Source organism: Rheinheimera faecalis, assembly GCF_021290965.1.
In the GTDB taxonomy this organism is placed as follows: Bacteria; Pseudomonadota; Gammaproteobacteria; order Enterobacterales; family Alteromonadaceae; genus Pararheinheimera; species Pararheinheimera faecalis.
Map to the genome: position 1 here is coordinate 285,506 of NZ_JAJOYT010000004.1, position 18,380 is coordinate 303,885.

Consider the following 18,380-nt stretch of genomic DNA (forward strand, 5'->3'; position numbering starts at 1 on the left):
ATGAGCGATTTACAAGCCAGCCAAAAAGTCATGAAGCATTATTTAAGTGCTTTATTGACGGATGACGTGGTCGAAACGCCTATCCAGGAAGCAAAAAAGCAGCAACTGAATGAGCTGCTGGCTCCGGTATCAGCTCCGGTTAGTGCACCAGTTAAAGCCCCTGTAATAGCAAAACCAGCAGTAGTCGCACCTGTAGTAGCCCCTGTTGTTAAAGCTCCTGTGGCAGCACCTGTAGCTCCTGTTATCGAGCAGGTGAAAGTGGCAGCTCCTGTTGTAAAAGCTGCTGCGCCTGTGGTGAAAGAGTACAGAAAAGGCCGTTTTCAGGCGCTGTTTTTTACAGTGGCGGGTTTAAAAGTGGCTTTACCTTTAAAAGCGCTGGGCGGTATTCATAAAATAATGCCCATCAACTCTTTGCCTGGCCAGCCTGAATGGCTCAAAGGTGTGATGTTGTACCGCGAGCAAAAAATTAACGTGGTCGATACTGCGCTTTGGGTGATGCCAGAAAAATATGATCAGGGACTGGCAGAAAAGCTAAACTATCAATATGTTATTATGCTGGGCAATAGCCATTGGGGCCTGGCTTGTGATACTTTGGTCAACACCATTGCCTTAGAGCAAGACGAAGTAAAGTGGCGTGAGACCGAAGGCAAAAGGCCATGGCTCGCTGGTTTAATTAAAGAACATATGTGTGCTTTGCTGGATGTCGATGCCCTGATTGCCTTATTGGCAAAGGGAATGAATAGTCAGCACTGATTGAGAATATACCCAAGTAATTTGAAGTTGCGGCGAGGCGACAAGCCAGTGAATCCCCAGGAGCATAGTAAACCTATGTGACTGGGGTGAGATGGCGTAGTCAACAAAGCTGCGGCTTCAAGGACGACGGGTATATAAGCATTTAACTTCTGGGTAGGAGCTCGGCATGAGTAATTTAACAGCACAATCTGGCAAAACAAAAGAAGTCACAGACTTAGTGCTGCAATGGGTGACCTTTAAACTGCAGGAAGAAACCTACGGTATTAATGTCATGCAGGTGCAGGAAGTTCTGCGATATACAGACATAGCGCCGGTTCCGGGGGCGCCAGATTATGTCATGGGTATTATCAATTTACGTGGCAACGTGGTCACTGTAATTGATACCCGCGCCCGTTTTGGTTTACCGCCATCAGAAGTGACAGACAACAGCCGTATCGTGATCATCGAATCAGAACGCCAGGTGATAGGCATTATGGTCGACAGTGTGGCTGAAGTGGTTTATCTGAAACAATCTGAAATTGATACAGCTCCAAACGTAGGTACTGATGAAAGTGCCAAGTTTATTCAGGGCGTGTCGAATCGTGATGGCGAATTACTGATCCTGGTGGATCTGAATAAACTGCTGTCTGATGACGAATGGGAAGAGATCCGCAGCATTTAATGGCTAATTTTCTGACTGAGTTTTCATGGATATGGCTGCTGGGGATCGCGGCCATTTTGTTGCTTTCTATAGTGATGGCAGTGGTTGCTTCACGTCAAAGTAAAAAGCTGCTGGCTATTATCAACGAAAATGCTGCCGCAAGCTGGCAGCAGCAACAACAGATTGAGCAGTTACATCAACTGCTGGAGCAACAAGTTGTGCAGTTAAAACGCTCGCATCAGGATGTGGAAGAACTGCGTTCTACCGTTATTGGTGTGGGACAAAGAGTACTGAGTTTAGAAAGTCATCTGGGCCAGGGTATGCAACAGGTTGCAGAACTGGCCGAACAACAAAAATCCATGCATTTGTTTGATCCGGAATCAAAAATTTACAGCAGAGCGATGAAAATGGTTCATTTGGGTGCCAGCCTGGATGAAATTATGCTCGAATGTGAGTTACCTCAAGCTGAAGCCGAACTGCTGTTTAACCTGCATAAACAATCTAAGTAAGTTGCTTGTAACAGTTTGTTGTTATTTGTAAATTTCTTTGAATTTTCCTGGTTACATATAATTACATTTTTGTTTAATTGTGGTTTTGCCATCAGAAATGCGATGACTTTTCTGGCGAAAAAACAATTGTTGTCTAGACTCACGTGGGAATTACCCGCAAGGAGTCACTATGAAAAACAAGATCTTAGGTAATATATCGCTCAGCCTTATTGCTTGTGCGGTTTTAGCAGGGTGTGGATCGGACGATAAAGACGAATTACCAACAGTATCCGTTGCAGCTGCAGTTTCGTTAAAAGAAAGCCGAACAACCACTATTGCTGCCACAGCAGCAGATGATGACGACACTATTACATACAGCTGGACTCAAGTGTCTGGCCCAACCCTTACGTTAACCAATACAACCACAGCTACTGTAGGAGTAACAGCCCCTGCTGTTGATGCCAACGGTGCAGCTGTGCTTCGTATCACAATTACAGATGAAGGCGGCCAGACTGCCAGTGCAGATGTTACTGTCAACGTCGCCAATAATGTGTTGCCAACAGTTACTGCTGCTTTTGAAGCCGCTGCTGAAAAGTCAGATGTGGCCTTAACAGCTGTTGCTGCTGATTCAGATGGTGAAGTTGTCACCTACAGCTGGATACAAACTTCAGGTGATGCTGTAACACTAACGGGCGCTGATACTGCGACACTCAGTTTTACAGCCCCAAGTGTGACAGAAGATACGCCACTGGGCTTTAGTCTTACTATAACCGATGATGACGAAGAAACCGCCAGAGTGGAAGGTGTAGTCACTATCACTCCTGTTCTTACAACCTTCACCGTAACCGGCACAGTATCTGAAGCGGCTTTTGCTAATGCAACAGTCACAGGGTCTTTGGCCGGCCAGTCATTCACTGCAACCGCAGATGCTGCTGGTACTTTTAGTTTACCTATGCAAGCTGATGATGACGAAACTAATTTGTTTGCCAATATTACCGCAAGTTCGGTAACAACAGCTGGTCTGGAATTCTACAAGTTTGTGCCAAGCCTGACGGCAGATGTTACCGAGGCGGCTGCAGTTTCTTTTACAACAAAACTGTCTTCAGCCGTTGCAGGCCTGTTTGATGTACAGCCAATGGCTGAAGGCGATGGCCCGAATACCATCGCTATTAACGCAGTATCTACAGCCTTGTATTCATTAATAGTCGCCGCCAATGGCGGAACAGCACCAGCCAACCTTGATAGCTTTACCTTAGTGGAAAAATCTGTCAGTCCGGATGAACTGATTGAAGCCGCTGCAGTAGTTAAACTTATTACTCAGGGTGGTGTATTTGCGTTACCAGAAGGGGTGACTAACGTTCTTGAATTACTGACCAATACCGAAGCTTATAATGATTATGTGGCTGCAGCCGAAGCCGAAGATCCAGGCATTATTGAGCAAACTATTGATGAGATTATCACTGATCCTGAGTTAACACCGCCAGTTGATGAAGGTAGCTTAGCCAGCACCTATTTTGAAGTCTATCCAGCTGCTGATGGTTTCTTATCACGAGGGGGCAATAGATATGACTTTAATGAAGACGGCAGCGGAGCTGAAGTTTTCAGTGCGGGGGTCCATGAGTTTGAGTGGAGTCTGACAGAAGGAAAAGTAGAGATCACCTATTCAGGTGATACAAGCTCTACCTATTTCCCCAGTGTAGTAGTAGGTTTGTTTGGCTTGACTCAGGAACAGGTGAATCAGCTTTATCAGGCGAACTATTTCCAGGTTGAAGCGAAACAAACGCCTTTAACTGCAAGCCTGACCCGTATCATACAAGGTGAAAAAACCGACACCTACCGCGTGGTTTCAACCGGGACCAGAGCTATGGTTCCTGTCACTTTACCAGGTGGTGTAGTGATCAACCCTGAACCTGTAAGTTATGAAACTACCGAAGACCAGCTGTTGCGTAATGCTGACAAACTGGGAGATGTGAAATTTACAGCATCAGAGCTGGAAGGCGAATGGGTATTTGAACATTATTATTACGCAGGTGACGATGGTTTTGGCTACGCCAATATGTTCGCTGACATCTTTGATATCAGTGCTGATGGTGCTGGTGTAGCGCTTGAGAACGACAAAGCCTTTACATGGGAATTAGATGATAAAGGTTTGTTTGTCGTGACTTTCGAGGACGGATCTTATTCGGAAATCATGAAATTGGATCAACTGGGTACAGATGTTCAGGTATTTAGTGCTTCGTATGACGCAGAAGGTAACTTGGTCGCCGCAGATGCTGATTACGCACTGAAACTTGATGGCAGTGATTTCAAAGATTTTGATCAGACCAACCCGGAAGACATGTACTGGAATACGACTATCAATACCTGGACCAAAGACTCCTGGGACGGTGATACCCTGTTGTGGGATGATGGCTTTGCTTACTTTGGCTGGCAATTGCTTGAAGACGGCACTGGCTATCAGATGGGAAGCTATGAAATGTCACCGCCAGACTTTGAACCGCTATTTAATACCCCTTTAGGTTGGACAAAAGACGCAATTTCTGAGGACGAGTCTATTGTCTCTATCAACCGTTGGATGTGCTGGGACGACACGACCAAACCTTGTGCACAACGTCAGTGGCGTTTACTCAAATCAACTGATGGTATCTTAGGGCCTCGTATTTATGTATTTGAGGTTGAAGATCGCAGAGATAGCAGCACTTCGCCTTGGTATGTCGCCAGTGGTTTGGGCCCTCGCATCAATATTTATGAGGAAATTGCTTTTGATTACTGGAACGACACTGCAGTTGCAGAAGAAGTTGTTGTTGCCGGACAATCTAAGGGTCTTGGTTTTACGTCCACTAAGAAATCAGTGGCACGTACTTTGGTTGAACCAAATCAAAAGCCTGAACTTGGTTTGTAAGTGAACAGATAACTTTACGAGCTTTTGTTTGATTGAAAACCACCTCCTTGCTGAGGTGGTTTTTTTACTTTTAGAGCTCAGCAACTATAGTTTGGCTACAAGGATGGTCATTTCAGGAAAACCTTATGCAGTATCCAACTCTTATTCATCATGGTGCTGTTGATGGTGTAACAGGGTCCTGTCACCAATATTTTCTGAACGATCAGCAAAGTGTGTTGATTGATTGCGGTTTGTTTCAGGGGATAGAGCAGGGCAGGGGTAAAGCAGGTTCAGATTCCGCTCAAATCAATTTTTCGCTCGATGGTATTCAGGCACTGTTATTGACCCACGTGCATATTGACCACGCTGGCCGTATTCCTTATTTAATTGCAGCAGGCTTTCAGGGCCCGATTTATTGCAGCAAGGCATCCGCCCTGTTATTACCTCTTGTGCTGGAAGATGCGCTAAAAATGGGCATCACGCGGGATGAAAAACTCATCACTGGTTTTATTCAGGCGGTATCACGTCAACTGCGCCCATGTCATTACGGGCAATGGTATCCATTGGAAGGATGTGCGGAAACTACGCAGATTCGTTTTCAAAATGCCGGCCATATTCTGGGCTCTGCGTATATCGAAATTCGCCATCAAACTCTGTTGCCTGATGAACAGGGTTGGTATAAAGCTGTGTTTTCAGGGGATTTAGGGGCGCGTGATACGCCATTATTGCCGGACCCAACTCCGCTAAAAGAGGCTGATTTACTGGTGCTTGAAAGTACTTATGGCGATAAAAACCACGAAGATCGCAAAAACCGGCAGCAGCGATTACAGCAGGTGTTGGAAAAAGCCTTTAAGGACAATGGCACAGTACTGATACCAGCTTTTAGTATTGGTCGTACTCAGGAGCTGTTGTACGAACTGGAGGACATTATTCATCGCATGCAAGGACAGGCTATCCACCAAGGTTTGAGGTGGGAGCAGCTTGATATTATTGTCGACTCACCTCTGGCGGCAAACTTCACTGCAGTGTACAAAGAGTTAAAAGACTATTGGGATGACGAGGCCAAACAAAAGCTACAAAGCGGCCGCCATCCTCTGCAGTTTGAGCAGCTACTTACCATCAAAAGTCATGACGATCACCAAAAGGTAGTACAGCATTTAGCGGACACTGGCAGACCCGCCATCGTTATAGCTGCTAGCGGTATGTGCGCAGGAGGCAGAGTGGTAAATTACCTGAAAGCTTTATTAAGCTCTGCACGCCATCAAATTTTATTTATCGGCTATCAGGCTCGTGGTACGCCAGGCGCAGCCATACTGCAACAAGCCCAAACCGGAGGGCATGTGCAGCTGGATGGTGAAGACTACCCCATTAAAGCCGAAGTGATACAGCTGAGTGGTTATTCTGCCCATGCAGACCAGCAAGACTTACTGCATTTTGTTGATCAGATGCAGGCCCCGCCGAAGCAAATACGTTTGGTGCATGGAGACAGCGACGCCAAACTGGAGCTTAAAAGAAAGCTTAAAGCCAGAGGCCATACCGTAGTCATCGGATAAAAATGGGGTCAGATCACATTAGTTATGTGTAACTAATGTGATCTGACCCCATTGGATAAAAATAGATTTTTAAGTTCCTGTTCAGCTACTGCACTTTACTCTGCCGCCACAGCGTAAATTCTGATACCATTTCAGCAGTTTCAGTTTAATGGAAGTCCCTATGATCAAAGTATTAAGTGTGTTTGGTACCAGACCTGAAGCCATCAAAATGGCGCCTCTTGTGAATTTATTAAAAGAAACTCCGGGTATCGATAGCAAAGTCTGTGTCACAGGCCAACACAGAGAAATGCTGGATCAGGTGCTGAAGCTGTTTAATATAGTTCCAGACTATGATCTGGCTATTATGAAAGCAGGGCAGGACTTGTATGACGTCACCACCAGCATACTACTGAATATCAAGCCAGTTTTGCGCGATTTTAAACCTGACATCGTATTAGTGCATGGCGACACCAGTACCACGTTTGCCGCGGCTTTAGCCTGTTATTATGAGAAAACAGCTGTGGGTCATGTAGAAGCAGGGCTTCGCACTGGTAATATCTATAGCCCCTGGCCAGAAGAAGCCAATCGTAAGCTGACAGGTGCTTTAACTAAACTGCACTTTGCGCCAACAGCGACATCACAGCAGAATTTGCTGCGAGAAAATGTCGACCCTGCCGGCATAGTGGTCACAGGCAATACAGTGATTGATGCCTTGCATCAGGTGGTGGCAAAAATTGATGGCGACGCCACTTTAACCAAAAACTTCGAGCAGCAGTTCCCATATGGCTTAAACGGTCGCCGTTTAGTGCTGGTTACAGGCCATAGACGTGAAAGTTTTGGTGACGGTTTTGAACAAATTTGTGCTGGCTTAAAACAAATCGCTCAGCAATTCCCCGACACAGACGTGGTCTATCCGGTGCACTTAAACCCCAATGTACGCGAACCTGTATTTCGGTTATTAAGCGACACCTCCAATGTTCACTTAATTGAACCCCAGGATTATCTGCCTTTTGTTTACCTGATGAGCCGCAGCACAGTGGTGCTTACCGACTCAGGTGGTATTCAGGAAGAAGCCCCATCTTTAGGTAAACCTGTATTGGTGATGCGCGACACCACAGAACGCCCTGAAGCAGTGGCTGCTGGTACCGTCAAATTAGTTGGAACAGATGCTGATGTGATAGTACGCGAAGTCAGCCGCTTATTAACCGACAAAGCCTACTATGAGCAAATGAGTTTCGCCCACAACCCGTATGGCGACGGCAAAGCTTGTGCCCGTATTATTGAGGCTATTAAAGCCAGTTTTTAAGCTGCTGCTTTAAAGGCAATCTGGCGGTGAGATATTCAAAAGTGCCTCACCGCTGGCATCAAATAAATAAATTTGCGATAGACAAAAACGACGGAATTAGCTAAAGTCCCGCCCGGTTTTTAGTGAAAAGCCTTAAAGGACAAGTAGCATCAGGATGTGCAGAAATACTTTCTGCTTTAACTCTGCGTTTACGTCATGTGTCTTAATTCGTGTATTTAAAAAAACAGCAGAAGTTTTGTCTCTGTTCTTGGAAAAATGCGCTTAGTATTTGTGATTAAAAAGTAACTAATCATAGTTTCTCGCTGTGTTCAGTCCAGTTTTTGCTTGGAAATACAGCTAAAGCAGGTAAACTAGGCAAAGTTTTTTGTTAGCTCTAACCACTATAAAATCTGGAGTTGTAGGGTGCTGAAATTTGTAAAATTCGCCGTGTTTGCTGCGTTTGTTGTGGCATTACCTGTATCTGCTGTGACGCCGTCACCAGCCATGATTGCACAGTTCCAAAATCTGTCTCCTGCTGAGCAGCAACGTTTAGCTAAGCAATATGGTATTGAGTTGCCTGCCGGTTCTTCTGGCTCTTCAACATCACAACAAGCCCAACCAGAAGTTCTTACACCGCAACAGGTATCGGTGGCTAAGGAGCGTATTGTCGCTGCTCCCACAGTTGCCGCCGTGTCAGGGCGTTTTGGTATGTCAATGTTCGACTCCAACGTTAGTACCTTCGCGCCTATAGACAACGCTCCTGTTGCTGAAAACTACCGCTTGGGGCCCGATGATATTGTTTTGTTACAGCTATTTGGTAAACAAAATAGCAGTGAAGAGTTAAAAGTAAGCCGTAATGGCTCTGTAAGTTTGCCCGAAATAGGCCCGGTGAATGTTAATGGTTTAACAGTGGCTCAGGCTGCTGATCTTATAGTAAATAAAGTGCGCGAAGCCATGATAGGCGTTGATGCTGTTGTTACTATGGGCAAATTACGCACCATCAATATTTTTGTAGCTGGTGAAGCAAAAACGCCAGGTATGTTTGCTGTTTCAGCTTTAACTAATGTAACTCAGGCTTTGTATGTGGCTGGTGGTGTATCCGAAATAGGTAGCCTGAGAGATATTCAGGTAAAACGTAACGGTGAAACTGTAGCTCGTTTTGATTTATATAACTTGTTATTACGTGGTGATAATAGTGGTGATATTCAGCTTAAGCACGGTGACGTTGTTTTTGTAGCTCCTTTAAAAGCCACTGTTGAAGCTACAGGTGAAGTAAAACGCCCTGCTATTTATGAAATTAAATCTGGCGAAACTATAGACAACTTATTATCTATGGTTGGTGGTACTAAAGCTGGTGCTTACCCACAATCTGTGGTGTTAGAGCGTTTTGACAGCAATAACCTACGGAATTTATTAAATCTTGATCTTACCAATGCTACAAATAAGCAAATGTTGTTGCGTGACGGTGATGTCTTAATAGTCTCAGCAACTTCTCCTCGTATTGAACATCAGGTTACTTTAGTCGGCGCCGTAGTGCGTCCAGGCCAATATTCATGGCAACAAGGGTTAAGAGTGAATGATTTAATTAAATCATTTTGGGCTGATCTGCATATGACAGCTGATTTAGATTACGCACTGGTAGTACGTGAAACTAACGATGCAGGTGATGTAAAAGTAATGCAGTTTGCCTTAGCGAACGCCGTAAATCAGCCGCAAAGCGTTGATAATTTAGAGTTAAAGCCACGTGATTTAGTGCTGGTGTTTAACTATGCAGAACAAGCTGTCAACAGAACTGCATTAAATGATTATTTGCGCAAAGAAGTTCAAAAGCGCTATAACACCAGTGATGAAATGCGCTGGGCAGCGAGTGAAGACTTATCTAGTGTTGGTTTTAACAACTTAGTACAAGATAACGAAAACCGTATGGCTCGTCGAGCTTCCTTAGGTGCTACTGATGTTATCGCTGGGCAAAAAATTGTTGATGCTCAGCTTTATGATAGCCAACCTAAACGAGCTATGTTTGATCAAACCGAGGTTGGAGTAAGTGTTGGCGAAAGTGCTTTGCCAGATATTATGCAGCAAGTCATGCTAAAGCTTTATTATGATAAAGAGCTGCTAAATTTATCCGCAAGTTTTAACCGCACTGAACTCATGTTCCCGCTTATCGAAAAACTAAAAATGCAGGCCCGCAATGGCGCTTCACCTTTATTGGTTCGGGTGAGCGGAGAGGTGAAAGTGCCAGGTGAGTACCCACTGGTTGAAGGTGCTAATTTAAAACACTTAATTACAGCAGCCAGCGGTTTGACTGAATCTGCATATTTAGGCAGGGCTGAACTGACTAGGGCCGAAGGCATTAACAGTAGCAGTAACTCCATTGAAGTGAAAAACATCGCAGTTAATCTACAAACTACCTTTAATGGGGAAGAAAATTTTGCTCTGCAAAGCCGTGATAGATTAAGTGTTTTCCCTATTCCTGACTGGAATATAGAGCGTGCAATTGAAGTTCGTGGTGAAGTAAAATTCCCGGGGCGCTACACCATTCAACGTGGTGAAATGTTATCCGATGTAATTGAACGCGCCGGTGGCTTAAGTCGCAGTGCCTTCATGCAAGGGGTGGTTTATACCCGTGAAAGTGTAAAAGAGCGTGAGCGTCTGCAACTTAAAAAACTGACTGAACAATTGCGTGCAGACATAGCAACAAAAAGTTTATCTGAGGCTGGTATACAAACATCGCCACAAGACGCCTTGTTGATGATCGATCAGCTAGAAAAACAACCTCCTATAGGCAGGCTTGTGCTTGATGTCCCAGCGATTTTGGCTGGCGATATTACCGCAGATATTCCGGTGGAAGATGGAGACTTGTTTTATATTCCCCGTACAGATTATACAGTTTCAGTTGTAGGTGAAGTGCAACATGCCAGCAGCCACAGATTTAAAGACAATATGACTGTAGAAAATTATCTAAACCTTGCTGGTGGCTTACGTAAACGTGCTGATGAAGAACGAATTTATGTAATAAAAGCAAACGGTTCAGTCGTCATCCCCTCTGCAAAAGGTTGGTTTGCGGTTAAGACTTCTCAGCTTGAACCAGGTGATGCCATTATTGTTCCTGTAGATACTGAATATAAAGACAGCTTAGGACTTTGGGCCACTGTGACCCAGATTTTCTATCAAAGTGCCGTGGCTATTGCTGCATTAAATTCTTTTTGATGGAGGCATAGAATGCAGACGTTAACAGATAAGAGTAATAATCTTAATGACGAAATCGATCTTAGAGAGCTGTTTTCATTAATTTGGAAAGGGCGTTGGTTTGTCCTGTTATTTGTTTTATTAAGTACATTAATTTCAGTTGTTATAGCATTAGGTTTGCCTAATGTTTATAAATCCGATGTTTTACTTTCACCTGTGTCTGAAAGTTCAGGAATAAAAATGGGCGGACAAATTGGTGGATTAGCAGCCTTGGCTGGTGTCAATTTAGGAGGTGAAGGAGGAGATAAAGTTTCTTTAGCACTGGAAATTATTAAGTCCAGAGAATTTATAGCGCGATTCATTGGAAAGTATGATTTAAAAGTGCAAATTATGGCTGCAAAAAATTGGAGCATGAGCGACAACAGGCTGAGCTATGATGAAGACATATACGACGTACAAAATAGTGTTTGGGTTAGAGATGTCTCGGCACCATTTAAACCGGAACCTTCTTTATTAGAGACAACCCTTATTTTTTCCAAAATGTTTAATGTATCCAGAGATAAAGCCTCAGGCATGGTTACCTTGTCTGTGGAGTTCCTGTCTCCAATTATTGCTCAGCAATGGGTTACTTTGATCGTTAAAGAAATTAATGATGATATGCGCAGAAGGGATCTGGAAGAAGCTGAATCAAGCATCACCTATCTGAACAAACAGTTAGAACAAACAAATTTGTCTGACATGCGAACTATGCTTTTTTCTTTAATAGAAGAACAAACAAAAACTATTATGCTGGCAAATGTCAGAGACGAATATATCCTAAAAACTGTCGACGCAGCAGTTGTACCCGAATTAAAAGTTGGACCCAAAAGAACTCTTATAGTTGGTTTGGGTTTTTGTTTAGGTTTATTATTAGGCATGTTGTTTGTTGTAATAAGATATTTTAACTCCAAAAAGAATTAGCTCTATAAATGGGAGTTTATATGGAACATAAAAATCCATATAAACTCCTATTTATTAGCGTCTGTTTTGTCACGTTTAGTGCCTAAAATAGTGTGGTTGCATTTTTTGTCTCGACGAACGTTCGATGGGTATTTGAGCGCCGCCGGTCATTTTTCATTTTTCAGGAATGTTTAGTATGGTTTTTGGACGTGTTTCAGTTATCGGTTTAGGCTACATAGGTTTACCTACTGCAGCGGTGTTTGCGTCAAGAAAGCTTTATGTCGTCGGTGTTGACGTGAATCAAAGGGCTGTAGATATCATTAATAAAGGTCAGGTCCACATTGTTGAACCAGACCTAGATATCGTGGTACACGCTGCTGTTACTGAAGGTTATTTGAAAGCAACAACAGTCCCTGAAGCTGCTGATGCCTTTATCGTTGCTGTACCTACACCATTTAAAGGTGAAAATTACGATCCTGATTTGAGTTATATCGAATCTGCCAGCAAAGCTATTGCTCCTGTTTTGAAAAAAGGAAATTTGGTCATACTGGAGTCAACCTCTCCGGTCGGAGCAACAGAGCAGATGGCTGCCTGGCTAGCCGAAGCAAGGCCAGACCTGACGTTTCCGCAAACTCATGGTGAAGATTCGGATATTCGCATAGCACATTGTCCTGAACGTGTTTTACCAGGCCAAGTTATGCGTGAGCTAATTGAAAATGACAGAGTCATTGGCGGCTTAACTACCAAATGTTCTGCTGCTGCAGTTTCGTTATACAAGACCTTTGTTACTGGTGAATGTGTTGTTACTAATGCACGTACTGCTGAGATGGCGAAGCTCACGGAAAATAGCTTTCGCGATGTGAACATAGCATTTGCAAATGAATTATCCATGATTTGTCATGAGCTCGATATTAACGTTTGGGAGCTGATTAAACTCGCTAACCGACATCCGAGAGTTAATATTTTGCAACCTGGTCCTGGCGTTGGCGGTCACTGCATCGCTGTTGACCCTTGGTTTATTGTCAGCAGAACGCCTTCGCTGGCAAATTTGATTCGTACAGCACGTGAAGTAAATGACTCTAAACCTACTTGGGTAATCAATCAGGTTAAGTTAGCTTTGGCTGATTTCCTGCAGTTACATCCAACCAAAACTGTTACCGAAGTCAAAATTGCCTGTTATGGTTTAGCATTTAAACCAGATATTGATGATTTGCGCGAAAGCCCGTCTATGCATATTGCAGAACAAATTATTGCGATGCACAGCGGTAACGTACTTTTAGTGGAGCCAAACATTCAAGAGTTGCCGAAAAAGCTACAAGGGCGAGACTTGGTCAGTATTGAACAAGCTTTTAGTGACGCTGATATTCATGTGTTGCTTGTTGATCACAAACAGTTAAAACAGCACAAGCCATCGGGCGGATTAATTGTAGACACTAAAGGTATTTGGGGTTAATTCATGAGTAATATTTTAGGTTTAATAGGTCGCGATCAAGAGCTTTTTACTCAGGATATCTCTGCTCATGAAGCTCAGTTAAAAGCTATGATATCCACCTCTTCATTTTTGGTTTTAGGAGGCGCGGGCTCTATTGGTCAGGCTGTCACTAAAGAGATTTTTAAGCGCAATCCGAAAAAGCTGCATGTAGTTGATATCAGCGAAAACAACATGGTCGAGCTTGTGCGTGACATCCGCAGCTCTTTTGGTTATATCAACGGTGATTTCCAGACTTTTGCGTTGGATATTGGCTCAGTTGAATATGACGCTTTTATCAGAGCCGATGGAAAGTACGACTACGTGTTGAATTTGTCTGCGTTAAAACACGTTCGTAGTGAAAAAGACCCTTTCACCTTAATGCGGATGATTGATGTCAACGTGTTTAACACCGACAAAACTATCCAGCAGTCTATTGAAAAGGGCAGTAAAAAGTATTTCTGTGTGTCGACGGACAAAGCGGCTAACCCTGTCAACATGATGGGCGCCTCAAAGCGCATTATGGAAATGTTTCTGATGCGCCGCAGCGAGCAAATTGCTATTTCTACAGCCCGTTTTGCTAACGTTGCTTTTTCTGATGGTTCTTTGTTGCATGGGTTTAATCAGCGTATACAAAAGCGTCAGCCTATAGTCGCGCCAAACGATATCAAGCGTTATTTTGTAACGCCACAAGAATCGGGTGAGCTTTGCCTGATGTCTTGTATCTTTGGTGAAAATCGAGACATCTTTTTTCCAAAATTAAGTGAAGCTTTGCATTTAATTACTTTTGCAGACATTGCAGTGAAATACCTGAAACAACTCGGCTACGAACCTCATTTGTGTGACAACGAAGATGAAGCTCGTGAGTTGGTTCATACGTTACCTGCAGAAGGTAAATGGCCTTGTTTGTTTACATCCAGTGATACCACAGGCGAAAAAGATTTTGAAGAATTTTTTACCGACAAAGAAACTCTGGATATGGCGCGTTTTGAAAACCTGGGTGTGATTAAAAATGAGCCGCTGTATCAACAGGAACTGCTAACGTTATTTGAGCAACAAATTGCGTCTTACAAGCAGGAAAAATCCTGGACCAAAGAGCAAATTGTTGAACTATTTCATCAGATGATCCCTGACTTTGGTCACAAAGAAACCGGCAAATATCTCGATAGCAAAATGTAAGGTGTCGCATGAGCGCTGCAGTTGTTAGTTTTATTCGTGAGCTTTACCGTACTAACGAGTTTATCCCGTTACATGCGCCCACTTTTGCCGGCAATGAACTGAAATACGTGACGGAAACTATTCAAAGTACCTTTGTTTCAAGCGTGGGTAAATTTGTAGATGATTTTGAACGTAAAATGGAAGCTTTTACTTCAACTACAAAAGCCATAGCTACGGTAAACGGTACTGCAGCCTTACATACGGCACTTTATATGGCTGGTGTAAAGGCAGGGGATTACGTCATTACTCAGGCTCTTACTTTTGTTGCAACTTGCAATGCCTTGCATCATATGGGGGCTGAACCAATTTTTGTTGACGTGTCCAAAGTCAGTTTGTCTTTGTGCCCTGTTGCGTTAGACAACTACTTAACTGACAACGCCTTTAGCAATGAATCCGGTTGTTATCACAAAACCAATCAGCGCCGTATCAGCGCAGTAGTACCTATGCATACCTTCGGTCATCCGGCAGAGCTGGACGAACTGGTTGCGGTGTGTAGCAAGTGGAACCTGATTCTGGTGGAAGACGCTGCAGAAAGTTTAGGCTCGTATTACAAAGGTAAACACACAGGCACAATAGGTGAGCTGGGGGCTTTAAGCTTTAACGGCAATAAAATAATCACCACAGGTGGTGGTGGTATGGTGTTATGTCGTGACGCAGAATTGGGGGCCCGCACCAAACATGTCACTACAACGGCCAAAGTGCCACACCCTTATGAATTTTTTCATGATGAGCCAGGTTTTAACTACAGATTGCCAAATTTAAATGCGGCATTAGGTTGTGCTCAAATGGAGATGTTACCTGAGTTTCTTAAGCAAAAGCGCCAATTAGCTCAGGCTTATAAAGATTTTTTTGTAGATAGCGAATTTAGTTTTGTTAACGAACCAGATTATGCTCAGTCAAACTATTGGTTGAATGCAGTCATCTGTCCAGATACGCAATCACGGGATCAATTGTTAAAAACTACCAATGAATCCGGTGTCATGACTCGTCCTATCTGGAAATTAATGCATCGTTTGCCGATGTTCCAGCATGCTCACCGAGATAAGCTGGAAGTGTCTGAGTGGATTGAAGGGCATTTGATTAATCTACCTAGTTCACCTACACAGCTGGTTTTATAACATGACAAAAAAAGTGACAGTCTTCACAGGAACCCGTGCTGAGTACGGGCTTTTGTATTGGTTACTCAAAGATATTCAGTCTGACGAAGAGCTCTCTTTGCAGCTGCTTGTCTCAGGTATGCATTTATCACCTGAGTTTGGTGAAACCTACCGGCAGATAGAAAAAGACGGTTTTAAAATTGACGAAAAAATAGAAATTTTGTTGTCGTCTGACTCAGCAGTAGGTACTGCCAAAAGTATGGGGCTGGGTGTCTTAGGTTTTGCAGATGCGCTCTCTCGCTTATCCCCTGACGTATTGGTGATTTTAGGCGACAGGTTTGAAGCTTTGGCTGCAGCTCAGACTGCGATGATTTTGCGTATCCCTGTGGTGCATCTGCATGGCGGTGAAATTACGGAAGGTGCCTACGACGACGCTATTCGCCATGCAATTACCAAGTTAAGTTACTTGCATGCTACGTCAACTGAAGAATACAGACAAAGAGTAATTCAGCTTGGTGAAGCTCCAGATCGCGTCTTTAATGTCGGCGCCATCGGTTTAGACCATTTTAACCGCGGTACTTTTATGTCTGTAGATGAATTGGCAACTTCGCTGAATTTTCCATTACATCAACCTTATGTAGTTGTAACTTATCACCCTGTGACTTTGGCTGACGAAGAGCCAACAGTGTCCTTTACTGCTTTATTAGAAGCTCTGGATCAGCATCCTGATGTTCAGGTGATCTTAACTTACCCTAATGCAGATGATGGTGGTCGTAGAATTATTCCGTTACTTGAAGCTTATGCCGCAAAGAATCCTCAACGCGTGCTGGCGATCCCATCTTTAGGGCAAGTCCGCTATTTAAGCGCTATTAAGCATGCTGCTGCAGTAGTGGGAAATTCATCCAGTGGTATTATCGAAGTGCCATCATTGGATGTGCCCACTGTGAATATAGGTATGAGGCAAAAAGGCCGTCTGGCTGCAACAAGCGTACTGCATTGTGACGCAACTGCTTCTGCTATTAAGGCTGCACTTGATGTTGCGCTGAGTCGCAGTTACAAGGCAAATGATGAACAAGTCCATAACCCTTACGGTCAGGGCAATGCGAGCCAACAAGTGATTTCCATGCTTAAAAATCTGAAGTTTACTTCGATCAAATCTTTTTATGATGTAAAGGTAAGTGATTAATATGACACTCATTATCGCGGAAGCTGGTGTAAATCATAATGGCGACGAAAAGCTGGCCTTTCAGTTAGTAGATAAAGCCTACGAAGCTGGTGTTGACATCGTTAAATTTCAAACATTTAAAGCAAAAAACCTGGTCACCGCTCAAGCTTTACAAGCCGATTATCAGGTGACCAATACTGGTAAACAAGAATCACAGCTCGCCATGTTAAGCCGCCTGGAACTGAGTTATGAGGCTCATCATCAATTGGTGGCTTATTGCGCCAAATTAGGTATTGAGTTTTTATCTACGGCTTTTGACAGTGAAAGCCTGGAGTTTTTGGTGAATGACTTAAAACTAACCCGACTGAAAATTCCTTCCGGTGAAATCACTAATGCCCCATTGGTACTGCAACATGCCCGAACAGGCTGTGATTTAATTGTATCTACAGGTATGGCAACTCTGGCGGATATAGAAGCTGTATTAGGTGTTATTGCTTTTGGTTATACAGCTCCGGTTGATGCTGTTCCTTCTGTTGATGCATTCCAGGCAGCTTACTTTTCAGAAGCAGGCAAAAAGGCGCTAAAAGATAAAGTGACAGTCTTACATTGCACTACTGAATATCCTGCTCCGCTTGCTGATATCAACCTTCGTGCCATGGACACACTAGCTTCTGCTTTTGGTCTACCTGTAGGTTATTCCGATCACAGTGAAGGTATTGTTGTTCCGATAGCTGCAGTTGCCCGTGGCGCCATACTGATTGAAAAACACTTTACACTGGATAAGGACATGGAAGGTCCGGATCATAAAGCTTCACTTGATCCCCTTGAACTGAAAGCTATGGTGCAAGGTATTCGAGCTGTTGAGTTGACTCTTGGTGACGGTATCAAAGGGCCACGTCCTTCAGAAATTAAAAACAAAGCCGCAGCACGAAAAAGCATTGTTGCAGCACGTGATATAGCTGCGGGCCATGTTATTACCGCAGATGATCTTGCCATTAAAAGGCCAGGTACTGGTGACAGTCCATACCGATTCTGGGAGATCCAGAGTAAAACAGCCTCCAGGAGCTATAAGGCAGGGGACCTGATCCTTGAATAAACCAGTTCTGTTGCTCGGAGCAGGTGGCCATGCAGCTGTTGTTATGGATATATTGCGACAGCTGAACTGCACTGTAGTTGGGCTAGTGTCGAAAGAACGACCAAAGGCTCAGGCCGTGTTTGACGGTATTGTCTGGTATGCATCGGACGACGATGTGCTGTCTTTTGATAAAGACGAAGTTTTGTTAGTAAATGCCATTGGTTCATTGCCAGGTCAGGAAGTCCGTTTTAAAGTGCAGCAAAAGTTTAAACAACTGGGCTACTGCTTTATGACCGTTGTGTCGCCGAAAGCTATAGTCTCAGACTACGCGCTGTTGTCAGATGGGGTACAGGTAATGCCTGGCTGCATAGTTAATGTGAATGCCAGTATAGGCGAAGGAACCATCCTCAATTCAGGTGCCATTATCGAACACGATTGCATTATAGGTAAACATAACCATATAGCGCCAGGTGCAGTGTTAAGCGGTGCAGTGATTACCGGCGATTATGTGCACATAGCAACAGGCGCCAAAGTCATCCAGGGCATTCATATTGGTGAGCGTACTTTGGTTGGGGCTGGTGCCACAGTGAATAAAAATTTAGAAAGCAACAAAACGCTTTATGTTGCCAAACCATTTTTGCGGTAAAGGA

General features: G+C 43.8%; 14 protein-coding genes. All 14 read left to right on the forward strand.

What is annotated here, in order from left to right:
• The 14 genes from LSG34_RS09565 to LSG34_RS09630 all read left to right on the forward strand — a co-directional run bounded on the left by LSG34_RS09565 (window position 1) and on the right by LSG34_RS09630 (window position 18,376).
• Window positions 1-753 (forward strand): chemotaxis protein CheW, encoded by a 753-nt coding sequence (locus tag LSG34_RS09565; RefSeq protein WP_233008848.1) that lies wholly within the window; start codon window positions 1-3, stop codon window positions 751-753.
• Between the two features lie 166 nt (window positions 754-919).
• Window positions 920-1,414 carry a chemotaxis protein CheW gene (locus tag LSG34_RS09570; RefSeq protein ID WP_127021573.1) on the forward strand — a complete coding sequence of 165 codons (495 nt, stop codon included), beginning with the start codon at window positions 920-922 and terminating at the stop codon, window positions 1,412-1,414.
• Entirely contained in the window at window positions 1,414-1,902 is a 489-nt protein-coding gene (locus tag LSG34_RS09575; protein ID WP_233008850.1) for a DUF2802 domain-containing protein, read from the forward strand. Before LSG34_RS09570 ends, LSG34_RS09575 begins: the two co-directional genes overlap by 1 nt.
• 169 nt (window positions 1,903-2,071) lie before the next feature.
• Window positions 2,072-4,783, forward strand: a complete 2,712-nt coding sequence (locus LSG34_RS09580; RefSeq protein ID WP_233008852.1) for a PKD domain-containing protein — start codon at window positions 2,072-2,074, stop codon at window positions 4,781-4,783.
• Window positions 4,784-4,908: 125 nt separating this feature from the next.
• Window positions 4,909-6,315, forward strand: a complete 1,407-nt coding sequence (locus LSG34_RS09585; protein ID WP_233008853.1) for an MBL fold metallo-hydrolase RNA specificity domain-containing protein — start codon at window positions 4,909-4,911, stop codon at window positions 6,313-6,315.
• Window positions 6,316-6,475: 160 nt separating this feature from the next.
• Window positions 6,476-7,600, forward strand: a complete 1,125-nt coding sequence (gene wecB, locus LSG34_RS09590; RefSeq protein ID WP_233008855.1) for a non-hydrolyzing UDP-N-acetylglucosamine 2-epimerase — start codon at window positions 6,476-6,478, stop codon at window positions 7,598-7,600.
• 402 nt (window positions 7,601-8,002) lie between these two features.
• Entirely contained in the window at window positions 8,003-10,789 is a 2,787-nt protein-coding gene (locus LSG34_RS09595; protein WP_233008857.1) for an SLBB domain-containing protein, read from the forward strand.
• 12 nt (window positions 10,790-10,801) lie between these two features.
• A complete protein-coding gene (locus tag LSG34_RS09600) occupies window positions 10,802-11,728 on the forward strand; it encodes a Wzz/FepE/Etk N-terminal domain-containing protein (RefSeq protein ID WP_233008859.1) in 927 nt (308 codons plus the stop codon).
• Between the two features lie 175 nt (window positions 11,729-11,903).
• Window positions 11,904-13,160: a UDP-N-acetyl-D-mannosamine dehydrogenase gene (gene wecC / locus LSG34_RS09605; protein WP_233008861.1), complete on the forward strand. Its 1,257-nt coding sequence runs from the start codon at window positions 11,904-11,906 to the stop codon at window positions 13,158-13,160.
• 3 nt (window positions 13,161-13,163) lie between these two features.
• A complete protein-coding gene (locus LSG34_RS09610) occupies window positions 13,164-14,354 on the forward strand; it encodes a UDP-N-acetylglucosamine 4,6-dehydratase (protein WP_233008863.1) in 1,191 nt (396 codons plus the stop codon).
• Window positions 14,355-14,362: 8 nt separating this feature from the next.
• Entirely contained in the window at window positions 14,363-15,511 is a 1,149-nt protein-coding gene (locus tag LSG34_RS09615; RefSeq protein ID WP_233008865.1) for a LegC family aminotransferase, read from the forward strand.
• Between the two features lies 1 nt (window position 15,512).
• On the forward strand, window positions 15,513-16,676 hold the full coding sequence (gene neuC, locus LSG34_RS09620) for a UDP-N-acetylglucosamine 2-epimerase (RefSeq protein ID WP_233008867.1): 1,164 nt from the start codon (window positions 15,513-15,515) through the stop codon (window positions 16,674-16,676).
• A gap of 1 nt (window position 16,677) precedes the next feature.
• The gene (neuB, locus tag LSG34_RS09625; RefSeq protein WP_269822849.1) at window positions 16,678-17,751 is read left to right on the forward strand and encodes an N-acetylneuraminate synthase; all 1,074 of its coding nucleotides are present in this window, start codon (window positions 16,678-16,680) and stop codon (window positions 17,749-17,751) included.
• On the forward strand, window positions 17,744-18,376 hold the full coding sequence (locus LSG34_RS09630; RefSeq protein WP_233008869.1) for an acetyltransferase: 633 nt from the start codon (window positions 17,744-17,746) through the stop codon (window positions 18,374-18,376). The genes neuB and LSG34_RS09630 overlap by 8 nt, the downstream gene beginning before the upstream one ends.
• Window positions 18,377-18,380 lie beyond the last annotated feature (4 nt).

Bases quoted from the DNA above. Each gene is read 5' to 3' on its own strand.
- LSG34_RS09600 (WP_233008859.1), top strand. From the start codon at position 10,802: ATGCAGACGTTAACAGATAAGAGTAATAATCTTAATGACGAAATCGAT.
- LSG34_RS09580 (WP_233008852.1), top strand. From the start codon at position 2,072: ATGAAAAACAAGATCTTAGGTAATATATCGCTCAGCCTTATTGCTTGT.
- LSG34_RS09575 (WP_233008850.1), top strand. From the start codon at position 1,414: ATGGCTAATTTTCTGACTGAGTTTTCATGGATATGGCTGCTGGGGATC.
- wecB (WP_233008855.1), top strand. From the start codon at position 6,476: ATGATCAAAGTATTAAGTGTGTTTGGTACCAGACCTGAAGCCATCAAA.
- neuB (WP_269822849.1), top strand. From the start codon at position 16,678: ATGACACTCATTATCGCGGAAGCTGGTGTAAATCATAATGGCGACGAA.
- neuC (WP_233008867.1), top strand. From the start codon at position 15,513: ATGACAAAAAAAGTGACAGTCTTCACAGGAACCCGTGCTGAGTACGGG.
- wecC (WP_233008861.1), top strand. From the start codon at position 11,904: ATGGTTTTTGGACGTGTTTCAGTTATCGGTTTAGGCTACATAGGTTTA.
- LSG34_RS09615 (WP_233008865.1), top strand. From the start codon at position 14,363: ATGAGCGCTGCAGTTGTTAGTTTTATTCGTGAGCTTTACCGTACTAAC.
- LSG34_RS09610 (WP_233008863.1), top strand. From the start codon at position 13,164: ATGAGTAATATTTTAGGTTTAATAGGTCGCGATCAAGAGCTTTTTACT.
- LSG34_RS09565 (WP_233008848.1), top strand. From the start codon at position 1: ATGAGCGATTTACAAGCCAGCCAAAAAGTCATGAAGCATTATTTAAGT.
- LSG34_RS09570 (WP_127021573.1), top strand. From the start codon at position 920: ATGAGTAATTTAACAGCACAATCTGGCAAAACAAAAGAAGTCACAGAC.
- LSG34_RS09585 (WP_233008853.1), top strand. From the start codon at position 4,909: ATGCAGTATCCAACTCTTATTCATCATGGTGCTGTTGATGGTGTAACA.